At 69.3% G+C, this 18,781-nt stretch carries 13 protein-coding genes, 1 tRNA gene and 1 pseudogene; 5 read left to right on the plus strand and 10 right to left on the minus strand.

All coding sequences use genetic code 11. The annotated features are described in order from the left end of the window. Window positions 1–11: 11 nt before the first annotated feature. The 4 genes and pseudogenes from rho to ACQPZW_RS44120 form a co-directional block, all read right to left on the minus strand. Entirely contained in the window at window positions 12–2,105 is a 2,094-nt protein-coding gene (rho, locus tag ACQPZW_RS44105) for a transcription termination factor Rho (RefSeq protein WP_433791954.1), read from the minus strand. A gap of 296 nt (window positions 2,106–2,401) precedes the next feature. Beyond that, the gene (gene thrB, locus ACQPZW_RS44110; protein WP_433791955.1) at window positions 2,402–3,346 is read right to left on the minus strand and encodes a homoserine kinase; all 945 of its coding nucleotides are present in this window, start codon (window positions 3,344–3,346) and stop codon (window positions 2,402–2,404) included. A 20-nt stretch (window positions 3,347–3,366) separates the two neighbouring features. Next, entirely contained in the window at window positions 3,367–4,623 is a 1,257-nt protein-coding gene (locus tag ACQPZW_RS44115) for an MFS transporter (protein WP_433791956.1), read from the minus strand. Window positions 4,624–4,685: 62 nt separating this feature from the next. Next, a pseudogene (locus tag ACQPZW_RS44120) lies at window positions 4,686–7,954 on the minus strand (efflux RND transporter permease subunit). A gap of 39 nt (window positions 7,955–7,993) precedes the next feature. On the opposite strand from ACQPZW_RS44120, the gene ACQPZW_RS44125 reads away from it, so the two are divergent. Then, window positions 7,994–8,557: a MarR family transcriptional regulator gene (locus tag ACQPZW_RS44125; RefSeq protein WP_433791957.1), complete on the plus strand. Its 564-nt coding sequence runs from the start codon at window positions 7,994–7,996 to the stop codon at window positions 8,555–8,557. 110 nt (window positions 8,558–8,667) lie between these two features. On the opposite strand, the gene thrC is transcribed toward ACQPZW_RS44125, so the two are convergent. The 4 genes from thrC to argS form a co-directional block, all read right to left on the minus strand. Beyond that, the gene (gene thrC, locus ACQPZW_RS44130) at window positions 8,668–9,717 is read right to left on the minus strand and encodes a threonine synthase (RefSeq protein ID WP_433791958.1); all 1,050 of its coding nucleotides are present in this window, start codon (window positions 9,715–9,717) and stop codon (window positions 8,668–8,670) included. A gap of 136 nt (window positions 9,718–9,853) precedes the next feature. Next, entirely contained in the window at window positions 9,854–11,152 is a 1,299-nt protein-coding gene (locus ACQPZW_RS44135; protein ID WP_433791959.1) for a homoserine dehydrogenase, read from the minus strand. Beyond that, window positions 11,149–12,534, minus strand: a complete 1,386-nt coding sequence (gene lysA / locus ACQPZW_RS44140) for a diaminopimelate decarboxylase (RefSeq protein ID WP_433791960.1) — start codon at window positions 12,532–12,534, stop codon at window positions 11,149–11,151. The genes ACQPZW_RS44135 and lysA overlap by 4 nt, the downstream gene beginning before the upstream one ends. A gap of 3 nt (window positions 12,535–12,537) precedes the next feature. Beyond that, entirely contained in the window at window positions 12,538–14,199 is a 1,662-nt protein-coding gene (gene argS / locus ACQPZW_RS44145) for an arginine--tRNA ligase (RefSeq protein WP_433791961.1), read from the minus strand. An 86-nt stretch (window positions 14,200–14,285) separates the two neighbouring features. Between argS and ACQPZW_RS44150 the strand changes: the two genes are divergently transcribed. The 3 genes from ACQPZW_RS44150 (at window position 14,286) to ACQPZW_RS44160 (ending at window position 15,891) form a co-directional block, all read left to right on the plus strand. After that, window positions 14,286–15,071, plus strand: coding sequence for a DUF3105 domain-containing protein (locus ACQPZW_RS44150; RefSeq protein ID WP_433791962.1), 786 nt, complete (start codon window positions 14,286–14,288; stop codon window positions 15,069–15,071). Between the two features lie 2 nt (window positions 15,072–15,073). Then, window positions 15,074–15,715, plus strand: coding sequence for a DUF305 domain-containing protein (locus ACQPZW_RS44155; protein WP_433791963.1), 642 nt, complete (start codon window positions 15,074–15,076; stop codon window positions 15,713–15,715). Between the two features lie 105 nt (window positions 15,716–15,820). Further along, window positions 15,821–15,891: transfer RNA gene (locus ACQPZW_RS44160), tRNA-Arg, on the plus strand. Between the two features lie 1,342 nt (window positions 15,892–17,233). Here ACQPZW_RS44160 and ACQPZW_RS44165 read toward each other — a convergent pair. Together ACQPZW_RS44165 and ACQPZW_RS44170 are read right to left on the minus strand one after the other, a co-directional pair. Then, complete coding sequence (locus ACQPZW_RS44165) at window positions 17,234–17,797, minus strand: PIN domain-containing protein (RefSeq protein ID WP_433791964.1); 564 nt, start codon at window positions 17,795–17,797, stop codon at window positions 17,234–17,236. A 17-nt stretch (window positions 17,798–17,814) separates the two neighbouring features. After that, complete coding sequence (locus ACQPZW_RS44170) at window positions 17,815–18,264, minus strand: helix-turn-helix domain-containing protein (protein WP_433791965.1); 450 nt, start codon at window positions 18,262–18,264, stop codon at window positions 17,815–17,817. Between the two features lie 136 nt (window positions 18,265–18,400). Here ACQPZW_RS44170 and ACQPZW_RS44175 point away from each other — a divergent pair, with 136 nt between their 5' ends. Beyond that, window positions 18,401–18,778 carry a LamG-like jellyroll fold domain-containing protein gene (locus ACQPZW_RS44175; protein WP_433791966.1) on the plus strand — a complete coding sequence of 126 codons (378 nt, stop codon included), beginning with the start codon at window positions 18,401–18,403 and terminating at the stop codon, window positions 18,776–18,778. The last annotated feature ends 3 nt before the right edge of the window (window positions 18,779–18,781 follow it).

Genomic DNA, 18,781 nt, shown 5'->3' on the forward strand with positions numbered 1-18,781 from the left:
TTTTTATTCGTTTATTCGCCAGGCGTGGACTTGGCGATCTGCATCAGGAACTCGATGTTGGTCCGGGTCTGCTTGAGCCGGTCCATCAGCAGGTCCAGGGCAGCGCCGGACTCCAGCGAGCTGAGCACCTTGCGGAGCTTGTGGATGATCGCCAGCTCCTCCTTGCCCAGCAGGATCTCTTCCTTACGGGTGCTGGAGGCGGAGACGTCCACGGCCGGGAAGATCCGCTTGTCGGCGATCTTCCGGTCGAGCTTGAGCTCGGCGTTACCCGTGCCCTTGAACTCCTCGAAGATGACCGTGTCCATCATCGACCCGGTCTCGACCAGCGCGGTCGCGAGGATGGTGAGCGAGCCACCGTTCTCGATGTTGCGCGCCGCGCCGAGGAAGCGCTTCGGCGGGTAGAGCGCGGTCGAATCGATACCACCCGACATGATGCGGCCGGAGGCCGGAGCAGCCAGGTTGTACGACCGGCCGAGGCGGGTCACCGAGTCGAGCAGCACGACCACGTCGTGGCCCAGCTCGACCAGCCGCTTCGCCCGCTCGATGGCGAGCTCGGCGACCGTGGTGTGGTCCTGCGGCGGACGGTCGAACGTGGCCGCGATGACCTCGCCCTTCACCGTGCGCTGCATGTCGGTGACCTCTTCGGGCCGCTCGTCCACGAGCACGACCATCAGGTGGCACTCGGGGTTGTTGCGGGTGATCGCGTTGGCCAGGGCCTGCAGGACCATCGTCTTACCGGCCTTCGGCGGGGAGACGATGAGCGCGCGCTGGCCCTTACCGATCGGCATCACCAGGTCGATGATGCGGGTGGTGAGGATGTGCGGCTCGGTCTCCAGCCGCAGGCGCTCCTGCGGGTAGAGCGGGGTGAGCTTGTAGAACTCGGGCCGGCGACGGGCCTCGTCCGGCTCCATCCCGTTGATGGTGTCGAGACGGACCAGCGGGTTGTACTTGTCCCGCCGCTGCCCGTCGTTGCCACTGTCACGCGGGGTGGACCGCACGGCGCCGGTCACCGCGTCGCCGCGGCGCAGACCGTACTTCTTGACCTGCGACATCGAGACGTAGACGTCGTTCGGTCCGGAGAGGTAGCCGGTGGTACGCACGAACGCGTAGTTGTCCAGCACGTCCAGGATGCCGGCGACCGGGACGAGAACCTCGTCCTCGGTCACGTGCGGCTCCCGGCCCTCACGCTGGCCACCAGTGCGCTCCTCGCGCGGGTTGTCGTCACGGTCACGACCGCGGCGACGGTCCCGGAAGCGGCTGCGACGGCTCCGGCGGCCGGCTTCGCTGTCGTCGTCCCCGTCGTCGTGACCCTGGCCGTCGCGCGGACCACGGTCGTCGCGCTGCTGGTTGTCACGCGGACCACGGTCGTCACGCTGCTGGTTGTCACGCGGACCACGGTCGTCACGCTGCTGGCCGTCACGCGGACCACGGTCGTCACGCTGCTGGCCGTCACGCGGACCACGGTCGTCACGCTGCTGGTTGTCACGCTGGCCGTCACGCTGCTGGCCGTCACGCTGGTTGCGCTGCCGGTCCCGGTTGCGCTCGGGACGCTCGCCCCGCTCGGGACGCTCACCCCGCTCCGGGCGCTCGGTGGGCTCGGCAACCGGCGCGGGCGCGGTGGCCTCGGCCGTCACGGCGGGGGCGGGAGCCTCGGCCGTCACGGCCGCGGTCTCCTGCTGGCGCGGAGCGCTCTCCCGGGAGCCGCGCTCCCTGCGGCTCCGGGACGGGCGCTCGGCCGGCGCGGTCTCGGCCGGCGCGGTCTCCGCCGGCGTGGCCGCGGCCTGCGGTGCCTCGACCGGAGCGGCCTGGGCGGGAGCCTGGGCGACGGCGTCGGAGCCGTTGGTGCGCGGGCGGGGAGCCGTCTCGGCGGCGGCAGCAGCGGGGGCGCCACCGCTCTGGCGCTCGGTGATCGCGGCGATCAGCTCACCCTTGCGCATCCGGGCGGTGCCGGAGATGCCGAGGGAGGCAGCGAGGCTCTGCAACTCCGGCAGCAGCATGGCGGACAGCCCGGTGCCGCCCCGGCGGCGCTTCGTAGCGGTCGCGGTGGTGCCTGCGCCGTCAGCGACGTCAGAAACACCCGACGTCACGTCGGTGGTGTCGCTCAATGGATTCCTTCCGTCGGAAAAAGCCCGAGTCCACCCGGAACTTCAGCCTTGGGCCGGGTGCCCTCGGAACCCGCTTCGCAACAGCGGCGCGGGAGTTCGTGCAGCACGGCAGCTCGACGGTATCCCTGCCCGTCGACTGTCGGCGGGTAGGTCTCGGCGAGTGCAGCAATCTATCGACTGCTGCCCGGCGTTTGCCTTGCTGAGAGTTGAGAAAGGCCAGAAGACCCAGAAATCTCGGGGGTGCGCCGAACCGCAGAGATCGCTTGCTTCGCGGCTGTGCTAGGTCTTGAGCGTAGTCAACTCGTGCGACCTGCGGCAACAGGACCCCGCTCGGCGTGTTCCACCATACCCCCTTTCACACGAGCACCGGCGTCATCCACGCCCAGCACTTCGCTGTGCCAGTGCGCGCCGGGTGCGAAATCGCCCGGGACCTCGGTCAACGCCAGCACGGTCGGACCGGCGCCGCTGACCACGGCGGCCACTCCGGCCGAGCGCAGGGCCGCCACCAGAGCCGCCGTGGCCGGCATTCCCGGAGCGCGGTAGCCCTGGTGCAGACGGTCCTCGGTGGCAGCGAAGAGCAGCGACGGATCACTCGTGAGAGCGTGCGTGAGCAGCGCTGCCCGCCCGGCGTTGAAAGCGGCGTCGTGATGCGGCACCTCGGACGGCAGCGCGGCTCGCGCGGACGCCGTATACCCCATCTCGGCCGGGACGAAAACCGTCGGGCGCACACCCGCGGCCGGCGTCAGCTTAACCGCCCGTGCCCCGTCCGGCTCGGTCCAGGCCACCGTGAACCCTCCGAGCAGGCACGGAGCGACATTGTCGGGGTGGCCCTCGATGCGGGCCGCGATGCGCAGGGCGGCCGCGTCGTCGATCAGGTCGAGGCCACCGGCGATCAGGCCACGGGCCAGTTGCACGCCACCGACGATGGCCGCCGACGAGCTGCCCATGCCACGCGCCTGCGGGATCCGGTTGACGCACTCGACGGCCAGGCCGGCCGGGCGCCCGCCCGCCTCGTCGAACGTCGCCAGCATCGCGCGGACCACCAGGTGGTCGGCGTCGGTCGGCAGGTCACCGGCGCCCTCGCCGAGCACCGTCACGGAGAACCCGCCGTCGGTCACCCGTGCCGACAGGTCGTCGTGCAGCGTGAGCGCCAGGCCCAGGGCGTCGAAGCCGGGGCCGAGGTTGGCGCTGGTCGCCGGCGTGCTGACGGAGACCGTTTCGGTGACGAAGGTCAAGCCCATCGCCACATGCTAGGGCGTGATCATTTCGGAGGAAGGTCCCCGGTACCAGTAATCCCGAATGTCGGCTCGGCCGAGGGCTGGAGCCGACGGGTCGCGATCCGCCAGCCGATCGCGTAGGTGAGTGTGATCGACGCGCAGCCCGCGATGATCCACTTCGAGTCGACCCGGTCGATGGCCGCGCCCGCGAGCAGTTGGCTCACCGCGATCGCCAGCGTCGCCAGCATCATGTCGGTGGCGAACACCCGGCCCCGCAGCGCGTCCGGCACCTCACCCTGCAACGCGAAGTTGGACAGCACCCAGTTGCTGCCGCCGGCGAAGTGCGCGACGAAGACCAGCGCGGCCACCAGCGGGAACCACGTCGCGAACGCGACGCCCAGGTAGCCGATGCCGTACAGGCCCATGGACAGCGCCAGGCCGGGCAACAGCCAGGACGGCCGGTTCAGCACCGGGCGCATCACCAGCGGGCCGACCAGCGCGCCCGCACCACGCAACGCGAACAACAGTCCGGCGCCGAGCGCGCCGACCCCGTGCGCCGCCGCGATCAGCGGGAACACGGTCAGCACCCCGTTGCCGAGCCCGACCGCGGACTTCACCGTGACCAGGGCGCGCAGTCGCGGGCGGGCGCCGATGTAGCGCAGCGACTCCGCCAGGGCGGCCATGGCCCGGACCGGCTCGCCGTCACCGCTGCGCGGCGCCTGCATCGGCCGTCGGATCAGGGTGGTGAGAAGGCTTCCGGTGAGCAGGCAGACGGCCGTCACGGCAAAGCAGGCGTACGGGCTGAAAACGCTGCTGACCACGCCACCCAGCGACGCCCCCACCACCGTCATGGTGCCCCAGGCGGACCCGGCGATCGTGTTCGCGGCGGCGAGATCCTCCGGGTCCACCAGGTTCGGCAGCGCCGCCGACGCCGCCGGGGAGTAGAAGGCCTTGGACACCGCGATCGCCCCGACCGCGACCAGTGCCAGCGGGGCGGTGGCCGCGGACCGCACCGCGAAGAGCAGCAGCACCGACAGGAAGGCCGCGGCGTTCGCCACGATCAGGATCTTCCGGCGGTCCAGGCGGTCGGCGATCGTGCCCGTCCACGGGAGCAGCAGCGCCAGGATCCCGGTGTCCGCGGCGAGCACCATGGCCCCCAGGGTGCCGCCGCCGGTCAGCTCGGGGAGCAGCACGAGCAACGGGACCATGACGAACCAGTCGGCGCCGAAGACGACCAGCTCGGCCGCGAAGAGGCGGCGGAAGTCACGATTGCGGGTAAGGACCGAGAAGGCTGCTGGCACGTACCGACCATATAGGCGACGCCCGGCCCCACCGGGGACCGGGCGTCGCCTTCGTGAACCGCCTACTCGGCGGGACCAGCCGGTTTACGCGGCATCTTCAGCACCTCGAACTGGTCGGTGAAGCCCCGCAGCGCCGACTTGCCCGGCTCGGAACGGGCCTCGTGCGCGCCGCCGCTGGAGTCCGGCGCCGCCGCGGCCGGGACCAGGTCGTCGGCCGGCTCGTCGGCGGCGTGCCTCGGCGCGACGGCGTCGCCGCCCTTGCCCTTGCGCAGCCGCTTGGCGAGACGCTTGGCGCGGCTCTTCTCCTTACGGTTCTCCACCAGCGTGTAGAGCGTCGGCACCAGCACCAGCGTCAGCAGGGTGGAGCTGACCAGACCGCCGATCACCACGATGGCCAGCGGCTGCGAGATGAAACCGCCCTCGCCGGTGAGGCCCAGCGCCATCGGGATGAGCGCGAAGATGGTCGCGATCGCGGTCATCAGGATCGGGCGCAACCGGTGCCGGCCGCCCTCGATCACGGCCTCCTGCACCCCGTACCCCTCGGCGCGGTAATGGTTGATCAGGTCCATCAGCACGATCGCATTGGTCACCACGATGCCGACCAGCATCAGCACACCGATCAGGGCCGGTACGCCGAGCGGGGTGCCGGTGATCAGCAGGAGGCCGATCGCGCCGGTCGCCGCGAACGGGATCGACACCAGCAGGATCACCGGCTGGAGCAGGCTGTGGAAGGTCGCGACCATGATGATGAAGACGATCGCGATGGCCGCCAGCACGGCCAGGCCGAGCTGTTCGAAGGCCTCCGCCTGGTCGGCGCCGACACCCGTGATGGCGATCTCCGCGCCGGGCGGCGTCTGGAGGGCGTCGAGTGCGGTCTTGAGGTCGGCGTTGACCTTGCGCAGGTCGGAGCCGACGACCGCGCCGGTGACGCTGGCCGTCCGGTTGCCGTCGACGCGGGTGATCGTGGGCGGACCGCCGACCTCCTTGACGTCGGCGACCTGGTCCAGCGGCACGGGACCGCGGGCGGTGGTCAACGGCAGGGCCCGCAGCGCGTCCGGGTCGGCCGGCGCCGAGCCGAACGAGATCACCACGTCCTCGCTGGCGCCGTCGACGCTGATCTGACCGGCCGGGACGCTGCGGAACATGCCGGCCACGGTCTGGCCGATCTGCGCCTCGGTGAGCCCGGCCTCCGCGGCGGCCTTGCGGTTCACCTCCACCTCGAGCCGGGGCACGCTGGCCACCAACGTGGTGTCCACGTCGGTGACGCCGGTCACTCCGGCCATCGCGGCCCGGACCTGCTCGGTGGTGGTGGCGAGGACCTCGTTGTCGGCCGCGGCGACCTGCACGGAGAGCTGGCTGCTGCCCAGGCCGGAGCTGTCCTGACCGATCTTGATCTCGCCGGCGTCGGTCAGCCTAGCGAACTGGTCGCGGAGCTCGTCGGAGATCTTCTCGGCGTCGGCGTCCTCGTCCAGCGCCACGTTGAAGTTGGCCGTGCCCGAGCCACCGCCCCGGCGAACGGGTTGGCCGAGTTGCCACCGACGGTGACCTGGTAGGTCGTGATGTCGTCGCGGGCCGCGAGCACGGCCTCGACCTTCTTCGCCGCCTCGTCGGTGGCCGCCAGGTTGGTGCCGGCCGGCAGCTCCTGGCTGATGGTCAGGCTGTCCTGCCCCGACTCGTCGAGGAAGTTGGTCTCCAGGCGGGTGGAGAGTGCGAACGTGCCCATCAGCACCACGATGCCGATCAGCACCGTGGTCCAGCGCCTGGTGGTGGCGAACCGGATCACCGGCAGGTAGCCGCGCTGCAGCGGGCTGCGCAGCTCCTTCTCCTCGGCGGCCTTGCGGACGGCCTCGTTGTCGGCGCCCGCGGGCGGCGGCTTGAGGAACCAGAAGGCCAGCACCGGCACGATGGTCAGCGACACGAACAGCGAGGCCAGCAGCGCCACCGTCACGGTGATCGCGAAGGACGAGAAGATCTGCCCGACCAGGCCGCCGACCAGAGCGATCGGGGCGAACACGGCGACCGTGGTGAGCGTCGAGGCGACCACGGCGCCGGCCACCTCACGGACCGCGCCGAGGATGGCGTGCACCTTCTCCTCGCCGTACTCCAGGTGGCGCTTGATGTTCTCCAGGACGACGATCGAGTCGTCCACCACCCGGCCGACCGCGATCGTCAGCGCGCCGAGGGTGAGCAGGTTGAGGGTGTAGTCGCCGATCCACAGGGCGATCAGCGCGACCAGCACGGACAGCGGGATGGAGACCGCGGTGACCAGGGTCGAGCGGACGCTGAGCAGGAAGACCAGGATGACCACGACCGCCATCACGAGGCCGAGCAGGCCCTCGGTGGTCAGGCTCTCGATGGACCTCTCCACGTACGGCGCCTGGTCGGTGATGACCGTGAGCGTGGCGCCGGAGTCCTTCTGCAGCTCAGCGAGCAGGTCGCGGACCTCGTGCGAGATCGAGACCGGGTTGCCGTCGGGCCGGGCCGTGACCGCGATGCCGAGGCTGTTCACCCCGTCGGTCCGCGTGTACGACTCGGCGGCCGGCAGCTTGCTCTCCACCGCCGCGACGTCACCGAGACGGACCGGGCCGCGCGAGCCGGTCAGGTAGACGTCCTTGAGCTGGTCGACCGAGGTGATCGGGGTGCCGACCTGCACGGTCAGCGACTTGTCCGCCTGGGCGACCGCGCCGGCCGGGATGGAGACGCCGTTGGCCTGGAGCACCGCGGTCAGCGACGACGGGTTGACGCCGGCCGCCCCCATCTTCGCCAGATCGGGGGTGATCACGACCTGCTTGGCGCGGGCGCCGGTGACCTGGGTGTCCCGGACGCCCTCGATCCCGTTGAGCTCCGGCACGACGGTCTCGTTGAGCCGCCGCAGCAGGTCGGCCTCGTCGGAGCCGCCGGACGCCGCGAGCACGATCGCCGGGATGTCGTCGGTGCCACCGGCGAAGACCTGGGGCTCCACGTTCTCCGGCAGCTGCGCCTGGATCCGGTTGAGCGAGGTGGTGACCTGGTTGACGGCGGACTCGATGTCCGTGCCGAACTCGAACATCACGACGACGCTCGACGCGTTCTCGCGGGAGGTGGACGTGACGGTGTCGATCCCGTCGATGCCCTTGACCGCGTCCTCGATCGGCTTCGTCACCTGGTCCTCGACCGTTTCCGGCGAGGCTCCGGGCAACACCGCGCTGACGAACGCGGCGGGCAGCTCGATCGAGGGGAAGAGCTGCTGCTTGAGGGACGGGATCGCATAGAGCCCGAAGCCGCTGATCACGATTGCGATCAGGGCGACGAGACCTCGGTTGGCAAGGCTGAGCCGTGTCAGAGCTGACATGGGCGCTCCCCCGAGAATCGTTCGGTCGATATTGATAGTTTGCATGACGCGAACAAATGGTTTTTCACCGGGCCCCCTGGTACCGTCCAGCAGCAACACCGAACGTCACAAAAGGAGCAGGCGCTGGGCCCGAAAGAGAAGCTCATCGCGGACATCATGGGTTCGTCGATCCAGCTCGAGCACCTGTTCGCCGACGACCGGTCGGACCCGCTCTTCTCGTCACACCTGACGATGTCGCAACTCAAGATCATGTTGCTGCTCTCCCGGCACGGCACGCTCGCCGGTGGAGAGCTCGCCCGATTGCTCGGTGTCGGCGCCGCGGCGCTCAGCGGCATGGTCGACCGCCTCGTCGTGCAGGATCTCATCACGCGCACGGAGGATGTGAACGATCGGCGCGTACGCCGGATCGGGTTGACGAAGGCGGGCACCGAAGTCATCGAGGGCATCATCACGGCAGGGGTCGCCAAGCAGCGCGAGCTCCTCAGCCGACTCTCAGCGGAAGAGTTGACGATCGTCGCCCAGGCGATGGAGTTGCTCGTCCGTGAAGCCGGATCCCGGGCAGCCGAGGAGGCCGCAGCCGATGAGGATCATTCAGGACGGTAGAGACCGGATCGCTGACCTTCAGCGATCCGCAACTCCGGTAGGTCCTGAATGACCCTCAGTCTGGCAGACCACGCTGCGGCCGATCCGGAAACCGGGGAAACCCAGAGGCGCTAGGCCAGGTCGAGAGCCTTCGCCGCCAGCAGGGCGTCGTTCGCGATCACGGTCGGGGACGGGGCGGTCGAGATCGCCCACTCCGGGTCCTTGAGGCCGTGCCCGGTCACCGTGCAGACCACCCGCGAGCCGGCCGGGATCCGCCCCGCCGCCGCCTGCTGCAACAGACCCGCCACACTGGCCGCGCTGCCCAGCTCGACGAAGACGCCGACCTCACGGGCCAGCAACCGGTACGCGGTCAGGATGTCCCGGTCGGTGACCGCCGAGATCAGGCCCTCCGACGCGTCCCGGGCGTCCAGCGCCTTGGTCCAGCTCGCCGGGTTGCCGATCCGGATGGCGGTGGCGATCGTCGACGGGTTCTCGACCACTGCCCCGTTCACGATCGGGGCGGCGCCGGAGGCCTGGAAGCCGTACATCTTCGGCAGCCGCGTGCTGTTGCCGGCCTCGTGGTCCTCCTGGTAGCCCATCCAGTAGGCGGAGATGTTTCCGGCGTTGCCGACCGGCAGGCAGTGGATGTCCGGCGCGTCACCGAGCGCCTCGACGATCTCGAACGACGCCGTCTTCTGCCCGTGCAGACGGAAGATGTTCACCGAGTTGACCAGCGACACCGGGTAGTCCTGGGACAGCTTGGAGGCCAGCGCCAGACAGTCGTCGAAGTTGCCGTCGACCTGGAGCAGGCGGGCGCCGTGCACCAGAGCCTGGGCCAGCTTGCCGAGCGCGATCTTGCCCTGCGGCACGAGGACGGCGCAGGTGATCCCGGCCCGTGCGGCGTACGCCGCGGCCGAGGCGCTGGTGTTGCCGGTGGACGCGCAGATGATCGCCTTGGCGCCCTCCTCGACGGCCTTGGAGACGGCCATCGTCATGCCCCGGTCCTTGAAGGAGCCGGTCGGGTTGGCGCCCTCCACCTTCAGGTAGACGTCGGCGCCGACCCGTTGGGACAGCACCGGCGCCGGCACCAACGGCGTGTTGCCCTCGTGCAACGAGACCACCGGTGTGGCTTCGGAGACCGGCAGCCGGTCCCGGTATGCCTCGATCAAGCCCCGCCACATGGCCGTACTCCTCACTCCTGCTGGGAAGTTCCGGCCCAGCGTGCCGGACTCATCCGGTCCATGGGACCGGATGACCATTATTCAGGACGATGGCAGACGGCTTCGACATCGTGACCGTCCGGATCACGCACGAGCACTAGCCGGCACCACCCTCGACGCGCAGCACACTCGCGATCGACCGGACGATGTCGAGCCCCGACAGCGCCTCGACCGTGGCGGCCAGCGCCGCGTCCGGCGCGCTGTGCGTGACGATGACCAGCTTCGCGTCGTCCGCCCGGCCAGACTGTCGGACCGTGGCGATCGACACCTCGTGCCGGGCGAAGACGCCGGCCACGGTGGCCAGGACACCAGGCTTCTCGGCCACGTCGAGGCTGATGTGATAGCGGGTCAGCGACTCGCCGATCGGGCGGACCGCCAGCTCGGCGTAGTTGCTCTCGCTCGGCGCGCGGGCACCGGTCAGCCGGTTACGGGCGGCCGCCACGATGTCGCCGAGCACCGCGCTCGCGGTCGGCCGGCCACCGGCGCCCCTGCCGTAGAACATCAGCGGACCGGCCGCCTCGGTCTCGACGAACACCGCGTTGAACGCGTCGCCGACACTGGCCAGCGGGTGGGTGAGCGGGATCATCGCCGGGTGCACGCGCACACTCACCGACTCGGCGGTGCGCTGGGCGATGCACAGGAGCTTGATGGTGCAGCCCATCTCCTTGGCGCTGGCCATGTCGCCCGCGGTCACCCCGGTCATGCCCTCACGGAACACGTCGGCGGCGTTGACCCGGGTGTGGAAGGCCAGCGAGGCGAGGATGGCGGCCTTCGCGGCGGCGTCGAAGCCCTCCACGTCGGCGGTGGGGTCGGCTTCCGCATACCCCAACTCGGTCGCCTCCTCCAGCGCCTCGTTGAACCCCGCGCCGGTCGACGCCATCGAGGAGAGGATGAAGTTGGTCGTGCCGTTCACGATGCCGGTGACCGCGGTCACGCGGTCGCCGTGCAGCGACTCGCGCAGCGGCCGCAGCAGCGGGATCGCGCCGGCCACCGACGCCTCGTAGTAGAGATCCGCCGCGCCGTCGGCGGCCGCGTCGTGCAGCGCGCCGCCGTCCTCGGCCAGCAGCGCCTTGTTGGCGGTGACCACGCTCTTGCCCGCCCGCAGCGCCTCGGTCAGCCACGTCCGGGCCGGCTCGATGCCGCCGACGACCTCGATCACCACGTCCACGTCGTCGCGCTTGACCAGGCCCAGCGCGTCCGTCGTGAAGAGCGAGGGGTCGACCGGCAGATCGCCGCGCTCCCGGCCCAGCCGCCGCACCGCGATGCCGGCTATCTCGAGAGGGGCGCCGATCCGGGCGGTCAGGTCGTCACGCTGCTCGTGCAGCAGACGGACCACTTCGGAACCAACGGTGCCGCAGCCCAGCAAAGCCAGGCGGACGGATTTGGCGGGGCTCATCCGACATCCAATGCAAGCAGGTCGTCCTCGGTCTCCCGGCGCACGATGACGCGGGCGGCGCCGTCGCGGACGGCGACCACGGGGGGCCTGGGAACGTGGTTGTAGTTGCTGGCCATGCTCCGGCAATACGCGCCGGTCCCGGGGACCGCGATAAGATCTCCGGGCTGCACGTCGCTGGGCAGGAATTCATCCTTCACGACAATGTCCCCGGACTCACAATGTTTTCCCACAACGCGGGCGAGCAACGGCTCGGCGTCACTGCGCCGGTTGGCCATCGTCGCCGAGTAGGAGGCGTCGTACAACGCGGTGCGGATGTTGTCGCTCATCCCGCCGTCCACACTCACGTAGGTGCGGATGCCGTCGACGTCCTTGACCGTCCCCACCTCGTAGAGGGTCAGAACGGCCGGCCCGACGATGGCCCGCCCCGGCTCGATCGACAGGTGCGGCTTGCGCAGCGAGGCCAGCTCACACTCCGACTCGACGATCTTGTTGATCCGCTTGGCCAGATCGCCGGGCGTCGACGGGTCGTCCTGCGTGGTGTAGGCGATGCCGAACCCCCCGCCCAGGTCCAGCTCGGGCAGCTCCACCCCGCGCGCGTCCCGGATCTGCGCCTGCAGCTCCAGGATCCGCCGGGCCGCCACCTCGAACCCGCTGGTGTCGAAGATCTGCGAGCCGATGTGCGAGTGCAGGCCGCGCAGGTCGAGCACACCCTCGTCGAGGATCTGCGCCGCTGCGGCGAACGCCGCACCGCCGGACAGCGAGAACCCGAACTTCTGATCCTCGTGCGCGGTCGCGATGAACTCGTGGGTGTGAGCCTCGACACCCACGGTGACGCGGAGCAGCACGCCGGGCCGCTTGCTCAGCTCGGTGGCCAGCGCGCTCAGCCGGGCGATCTCGTGGAACGAGTCGACGATGATCCGGCCGACCCCGGCCTCCAGCGCCCGCCGCAGCTCGGACACCGACTTGTTGTTGCCGTGGAAGCCGATCCGCTCGGGCGGGAACCCGGCCGCCAGCGCCACCGCCAGCTCGCCACCGGAACAGACGTCGAGGAAGAGCCCCTCCTCGTCGATCACCCGGACCACGGCCTTGCAGATGAACGACTTGCCCGCGTAGTAGACGTCCGCCTCGGCGAAGGCCGCCTTGAAGTCCCGGCAGCGGGCGCGCAGGTCCTCCTCGTCGAGCAGGTAGGCAGGCGTGCCGTAGTCGGCCGCCAGATCGGCGACGCTCACGCCGCCGATCTCCAGACCCCCGGCGTCCGTCCTGGTCACGGTCCGCGGCCACAGCTGCGGCACCAGAGCGTTCACATCCTCGGGGGTACGCAGCCAGGCCGGCCCGCGACTGCCGAGATCACCGTGCAGGGCCCCGGCCTCGTGTGCGCGCATGCCTTACATCCTCTCCGGCGCGGAGACCCCGAGGAGGTCCAACCCGTTGGCCAGCACCGTTCGGGTGGCCTCGACCAGCCACAGCCTCGACTGCGCGAACTCGGACACCGGCTCGTCGCCCTTCGGCAGCACCTGGCAGGCGTCGTAGAAGCGGTGGTAGTCGGTGGCCACCCGCTCCTCCAGGTAGACCGCGATCCGGTGCGGCTCCCGCAACTCGGCGGCGGTCGCCACCACACCCGGGAACTCGCCGAGCGTCTTGAGCAGGTTGCGCTCCCGCTCGTGGGAGAGCTTCGACGCGTCGTACCCCTCGCCGCGGTTGATCTTCTTCTCCTCGGCGTTGCGCAGCAGCGAGCAGATCCGCGCATGCGCGTACTGCACGTAGAAGACCGGGTTGTCGCTGGAGTTCTTGGTGATCTCCTCGATGTCCAGCGTCAGCGTGGAGTCGGTGGAGGACCGGGCCAGCGAGTAACGGGCGGCGTCCGGCCCGACCGCGTCGAGCATCTCGTCCAGCGTGATGATGTTGCCGGCCCGCTTCGACAGCCGCACCGGCTGCCCGCCGCGGACCAGGTTGACCAACTGGCCGATCAGGATCTCGATGTTCTTCTTCGGGTCGTCGCCGGCGCACGCCGCGATCGCCTTCAGCCGGCCGATGTAGCCGTGGTGGTCGGCGCCGAGCAGGTAGATGCAGCGGTCGAAGCCACGCTCGCGCTTGTTGATGTAATACGCCGCGTCGGCCGCGAAGTAGGTCTTCTCACCGTTCGACCGGATCAGCACCCGGTCCTTGTCGTCGGTGAAGTCGGTGGTGCGCAACCAGATCGCGCCACCGTCCTCGAAGATGTGGCCCTGCTTGCGCAGCTCCTCGATGGCGTGCTCGACCGCGCCGCCACCGTGCAGCGTCTGCTCCGAGAACCAGACGTCGAAGTGCACGCCGAAGCGCTCCAGGCTCTCCCGGATCTCCCTCAGCATCAGCTCGTAGCCGCGGGCCAGGAAGATCGGCAGGGCCTGCTCGGCGGACTGCCCGACCAGGCCGGGATCGGCGTCGGTGATCTCCTTGGCGATCTCGGTGATGTAGTCGCCGACGTAACCGTCCTCGGGCGTGGGCTCACCGTTGGCCGCCGCGAACAGCGACCGGGCGAACCGGTCGACCTGCGCGCCCGCGTCGTTGATGTAGTACTCACTCGTCACCTCGGCACCGGCGGCGGTCAGCACCCGGCGCAGCGAGTCGCCGACCGCGGCCCAACGGGTGTGCCCCAGATGGATCGGGCCGGTCGGGTTCGCCGAGACGAACTCCAGATTCACCCTTTCGCCGGACAGGGCGTCGTTGTGGCCGTACGCTGAGCCGGCCTCGATCACCAGCCCGGCGATCGCGCCGATCGACGCGGTGTCCAGCCGGATGTTCAGGAAGCCCGGCCCCGCGATCTCCACCGCCTCGACGCCGTCCCGCCGGCGCAGCTCCTCGGCGAGCGCCGTGGCCAGCTCGCGCGGGGCGACGCCGGCCCTCTTGCCCAGCTGCAGGGCGAGGTTGGAGGCGTAGTCGCCGTGCTCGGGGTTGCGCGGCCGCTCCACCGTCGTCGCGGCGGGCAGCAGCGCGACGTCGAGTCCGCGCGTCTCGAATACGGCACGAGCGGCTGAGAGAACGGTGTCAGCAAGGTTGGCGGGAGTCACTCAGCCATGCTATCGGGGGTAGACTTCGGCGTTCGGCGGCCACCCGAGCCCCGCCCCTTCCCCTTTTGACGAATCGACGAGGCACGATGAGCATGAGCACCCCGGGGCCCGAACGGGTCCCGTCCACCGTCAAGGTCGGCAAGACCACCGGCCAGGGCAAGCCCCCCACGGGCGGCTCCGGCGCCAACCGGTCCGGTGGTTCACGCCCCGGCGGCAAGGGGGGTAAGGGCCGCAAGCCGGTCACCCCGGTGAAAGTCGCCGGTAGCCGTAACTGGGGCCCGATCGCCGTCGCCGGTCTCGTCGTGGTCATCGCGGTCGGCATCATCGGCTGGGGTGTCTTCGCCTCCGTCAAGAGCGACAAGCAGAAGGCCGTGCCGTGGGAGGAGCGGGCCGCCGCCATCTCCGGCATCGTCAACTACCGCGAGACGAACCCCGACCTGGTCAAGGGCAGCCAGCACAAGAGCGGTGTCCTGAAGTACGAGCAGTCCCCGCCGGTCGCCGGTGAGCACAACCCGAGCTGGGAGAACTGCAACGGCGTCGTCTACACCGAGCCGATTCCCAACGAGCACGCGGTGCACAGCCTCGAGCACGGCACGGTGTGGATCGCGTACCGCCCCGACCTGCCGGCCGACCAGGTCGCCACGCTGGCCGCCAAGGTCGAGGGCAAGGAGAAGACGATGATGAGCCCGTTCACCGGGCTGACCAACGCCGTCTCCCTCCAGGCCTGGGGCTACCAGCTCAAGGTCGACTCGGTGGACGACCCGCGGATCGACGAGTTCATCAAGTCACTGAAGGTGAACGCCTCGATCGAGGGCCCGACCGCCCTGTGCGACCGCGGCGTCTCCGTCACCGGCAGCACCCCGCAGGGCTGACCGTGTCCGATTCCGCCTCCGCGGACGACCCCGCCCCCACGCCGTCCCGGTTCAGCTACTGGATCCCGGTGGCACTGGTGGTGGGGCTCGTCCTCGGCGTCGCCATCGGCCTCCTGGCGCCGCGGGGCGACAGCCTGCCCGCCGACGACTCCGCCGAGGCCGGATTCGCCCGGGACATGACGACCCACCACACCCAGGCCGTCGAGATGGGCCTCATCGCGTACGCGCAGGCCTCCGACCCCGAGGTGCGGACCATGGGCGTCGACATCGCCCTCAACCAGCAGGGCCAGATCGGCATGATGCAGGCCTGGCTCCGCGAATGGCACCTCCAGCCCACCGGCGACCAGCCCGCCATGGCGTGGATGCCGGACGGCGCGGAGAGCGTGGTCAACGGCCTGATGCCCGGCATGGCCACCCCCGAGGAGATGAAGAAGCTCCGCGAGACCACCGGCATCGAGGGCGACCGCCTGTTCCTCCAGATGATGATCAAGCACCACCTGGGCGGCGTCCACATGGCCCAGGAGGTCGTCGAGGTGAGCAAGGACAAAGAGGTCGTCGAGGCCGCGCAGCTGACCATCAACAGCCAGCAGCGCGAGATGACCGACATGAAGTCCCTCCAGGAGAAGCTCGGCGCCGCATCCTGACCAGGCACTATCGACGGGCCGCCGGGTCTTCCCGGCGGCCCGTCCGTTTTCGGCGATACCCGTTGGCCGGGCCGCCGAGGGCCCTGCTAGGCTCATCATCACTGAGCCCCCGTAGCTCAGGGGATAGAGCGTCGCCCTCCGGAGGCGAAAGCGCAGGTTCGAATCCTGCCGGGGCACTTTTCATCACCAGGACTTTTAGGCCGCTGAGCAGCGCATACGCTGTCAGCGGCCTAACTCGTCTGTCCGGCTGTGTCCGGCCGTCACCGGCCCTATACGGCGATCCGTACCGAGGACGCGCCGAAGGACCAAGGCGTCAATCACGCCTAACCCACTGCCGGAGGTCTCGAAAGGCTTCTCCAGCGGCTCGCCGGCGAGCCGGACTACTTGACCAGACCCAAGGCACCAGCACGAGGAACAAGACCGTCAGGACAACGACGGCACCGATACCAAGTCCGATCATCAAGGCCACAGGCGGCAAGGACTTGACGACGATGGCGCCTAGTGCCCCAACTGTCGCCGGACCGGCGAGGCGTCGAAAGTGGCCCGGGACGGGTGTTGCGTTCAGGTCTCCGGCTTGATCCGAGGACTCGTTCACTCGGCGAATAGAAATAGAATCAGCAGCGGTTCTTTTCCGCACAGTAGCTCCCTGGCACACGCTGCTGGGCGAGGCCAAAGAGCGGTGACCGAAAGCTTCGAGGTCCGGTTCCAGGAATGAAGATCATTAGAAGACGACGCGGTGCATACGTTATCGACACGACCGATCCGGCAGATCGGCCGCCTCCCGAGCTGCGCACGGATCTCCTTGAAGCACGCCGACTGGCCCATGAGGCGGGCGGCACCTTTCCTGACGGGCGATCATATGAGGACGGCATCGCTTTCGGGCCTCTGCGGCCCTGGGCGCAATGACGAGCAGCTGGCAGGACAAGTAAAGGGAAGCCATAGAGCAACCGTCACTCAAACTCAGCTCAACGCTGCCTACGCGGCCGCTCGGGCCACCGGGCGCACTCGCATCACCCTTGAGGAGCTTCGCACCACCGTGAGTCAGGCCGGAAACTCGCCCTGACTCACCGACCACATCAGGTGATTCGTCGTCAATCACCTGATACGGGACTCAAATCTGCAGTCAACGCCTCAGCGTTGATCTTTCGGGTCATCACCGTCACACTCACAAGACCCCGGGCTATCCGGGTCTGGCCGGCCCGGCATTCCCGATTCCACATGCACTTCACTCCGACCGCTTCGCCCTTGATCAACCAGGTCGAACGCTGGTTCGGTCTCCTCAGCGACCAGAGGATCACCGTCGTAGACGGCGAACGCGGGCGACGACTCGCAGCAGTCCAGACGACGGCGGTCAGAGATTCTTTGAATGGGCTCTACCGCCCGGTGAAACCGTCAGCAGAGGGATACCCACCGCGTGACGGCACCTTCGACACCGAGTCGACCAACATTGAAGACTCGACCTGTCCCGCGCGGTCATGTCGAGCACCCGCCGAAGCGGCGTCGGTTGACTCGAATCCGCTAGTCCAACAGCATCGCCTGTAGCCGTTGGGCGAACGCCGGCACGCCGGCTTTGGACAACGAGTCAGTCAGGTCGGCCGGAGTCATCGGCGGGCGACGCTTCTCGCCGGCCATCCGGACAACGGTATCGAGTATCTCGCCGGGCCAGACGTCGAGCAGGCCGCACAGGTAGTCGTCCGGCGCGCAAACCCGGACTCCCTGAGATGCCAGCGCCTCGGCGGGAAAGTCTGCGAGATTCCACGTCACGATCGCAGTGGCGCGACCGGCGACGGCGGCGGCCATGTGTACCCGATCGTCGGGATCCCTGCCGGGCATCTGCTCGATCAGATGGGCGTAGGCGGACTCGGGCACCTCGCTGTCGGCGAAGTACTCGCGGATCGCGGAGGTGATCGCTGCGGCCGAGGCAGCGGAGCGGCGTTGCTCCCGCACGATGACCCGCTCCCATTCGGCAAGCAGAGCCTGGGTCCACATCACGTGGTGCACGCCGTCCTCGGTCAGGGCCAGCATGAGATCCATGACCGAGAACGGAAACAGCACATTGGTGTCGACGAAGACTCTGGCCATCGAGATCGTCGCTGCGCTCAGTAGGGAAGGTCCGCGGCCTGAACCGCCTCGGCGATACGTCGGCGCCCCACCCGTCGGCGCTCCCGGCGCTCTTGGAACTCCAACACGTCCACCAGGCGCACCACGCGATGCTTGCTATCGGGAAGGCGCTCCGACGGGATCTCACCGGCGTCCAACAGCCGGACCACGAACGGACGCGACAGTCCGAGCAACTCGCCAACCTCGGCTGGGGTCAGACAGACGTCGGTGGCGAGCACGGTGACACCATGGCCTTGCGACAACTGGCCCGCAGAAGCGACCAGCACGGCCACCAAAGACTCGGACAGCGCGAGCTCCTCCCCGCTGGGCAGGCGCAGGATCGCTTGGGAAAGCTCCGCCCCGGCGCGGCTGATCTCGGCCGCGCGATCACGGTCATCGGAGGTCGGCTCAACTCGGGTCGCCTCGCCCAGCACGCTCGAACGCGCCATCTCAGCCTCCCCGGACCGCCGATATCCGAAACAACTGTAACCCGCGACGGCTACTGCTGCCCATGACAAACTCGGCACGGACAGCGCTGCGAGGCCATCCTCTCCGCGCGATTGCCGCCATGCCCGGATCAGGACCATGCGGGCAGCAGCGCGTTGCGCGTGCGGTACGAGCCGGCCGACGGCGGCGACGGATGCTCGACCTGACCGACGGTTCGGCGCCGCCTCGGCGAGCGCGCCGACCGTCGGCCTCGACCGGTGGCACCACCTCGACGCCACCCACCGGCAGGTGCGGCTGTACATCGACGGAGCACCGGCTGAGTGGATCGATCTCAGCTCCGCCTGGCAGCCTCGTCAGGCGGCCGGCTCACTGCTCGTCTGCCGGTCGACGACGCAGGCGGGACCGGACGGCTGGCTTCAGGGCGACGTCGACGACTTCGAGGCGTACCGGGGCGCGCTGAGCGACGCGGACGTACGGCGGCTGTTCATCGAGCGATCCGTCTGCGAAGTGCCGTGATGG

Source organism: Actinoplanes sp. CA-252034 (assembly GCF_050956125.1).
Classification (GTDB): Bacteria; Actinomycetota; Actinomycetes; order Mycobacteriales; family Micromonosporaceae; genus Actinoplanes.

Coding starts and splice junctions, on each gene's coding strand:
- ACQPZW_RS44165 (WP_433791964.1), bottom strand. CDS start 17,797: ATGGCCAGAGTCTTCGTCGACACCAATGTGCTGTTTCCGTTCTCGGTC.
- ACQPZW_RS44175 (WP_433791966.1), top strand. CDS start 18,401: ATGCGGGCAGCAGCGCGTTGCGCGTGCGGTACGAGCCGGCCGACGGCG.
- ACQPZW_RS44170 (WP_433791965.1), bottom strand. CDS start 18,264: ATGGCGCGTTCGAGCGTGCTGGGCGAGGCGACCCGAGTTGAGCCGACC.
- lysA (WP_433791960.1), bottom strand. CDS start 12,534: ATGCGCGCACACGAGGCCGGGGCCCTGCACGGTGATCTCGGCAGTCGC.
- thrB (WP_433791955.1), bottom strand. CDS start 3,346: ATGGGCTTGACCTTCGTCACCGAAACGGTCTCCGTCAGCACGCCGGCG.
- ACQPZW_RS44150 (WP_433791962.1), top strand. CDS start 14,286: ATGAGCATGAGCACCCCGGGGCCCGAACGGGTCCCGTCCACCGTCAAG.
- thrC (WP_433791958.1), bottom strand. CDS start 9,717: ATGTGGCGGGGCTTGATCGAGGCATACCGGGACCGGCTGCCGGTCTCC.
- ACQPZW_RS44135 (WP_433791959.1), bottom strand. CDS start 11,152: ATGAGCCCCGCCAAATCCGTCCGCCTGGCTTTGCTGGGCTGCGGCACC.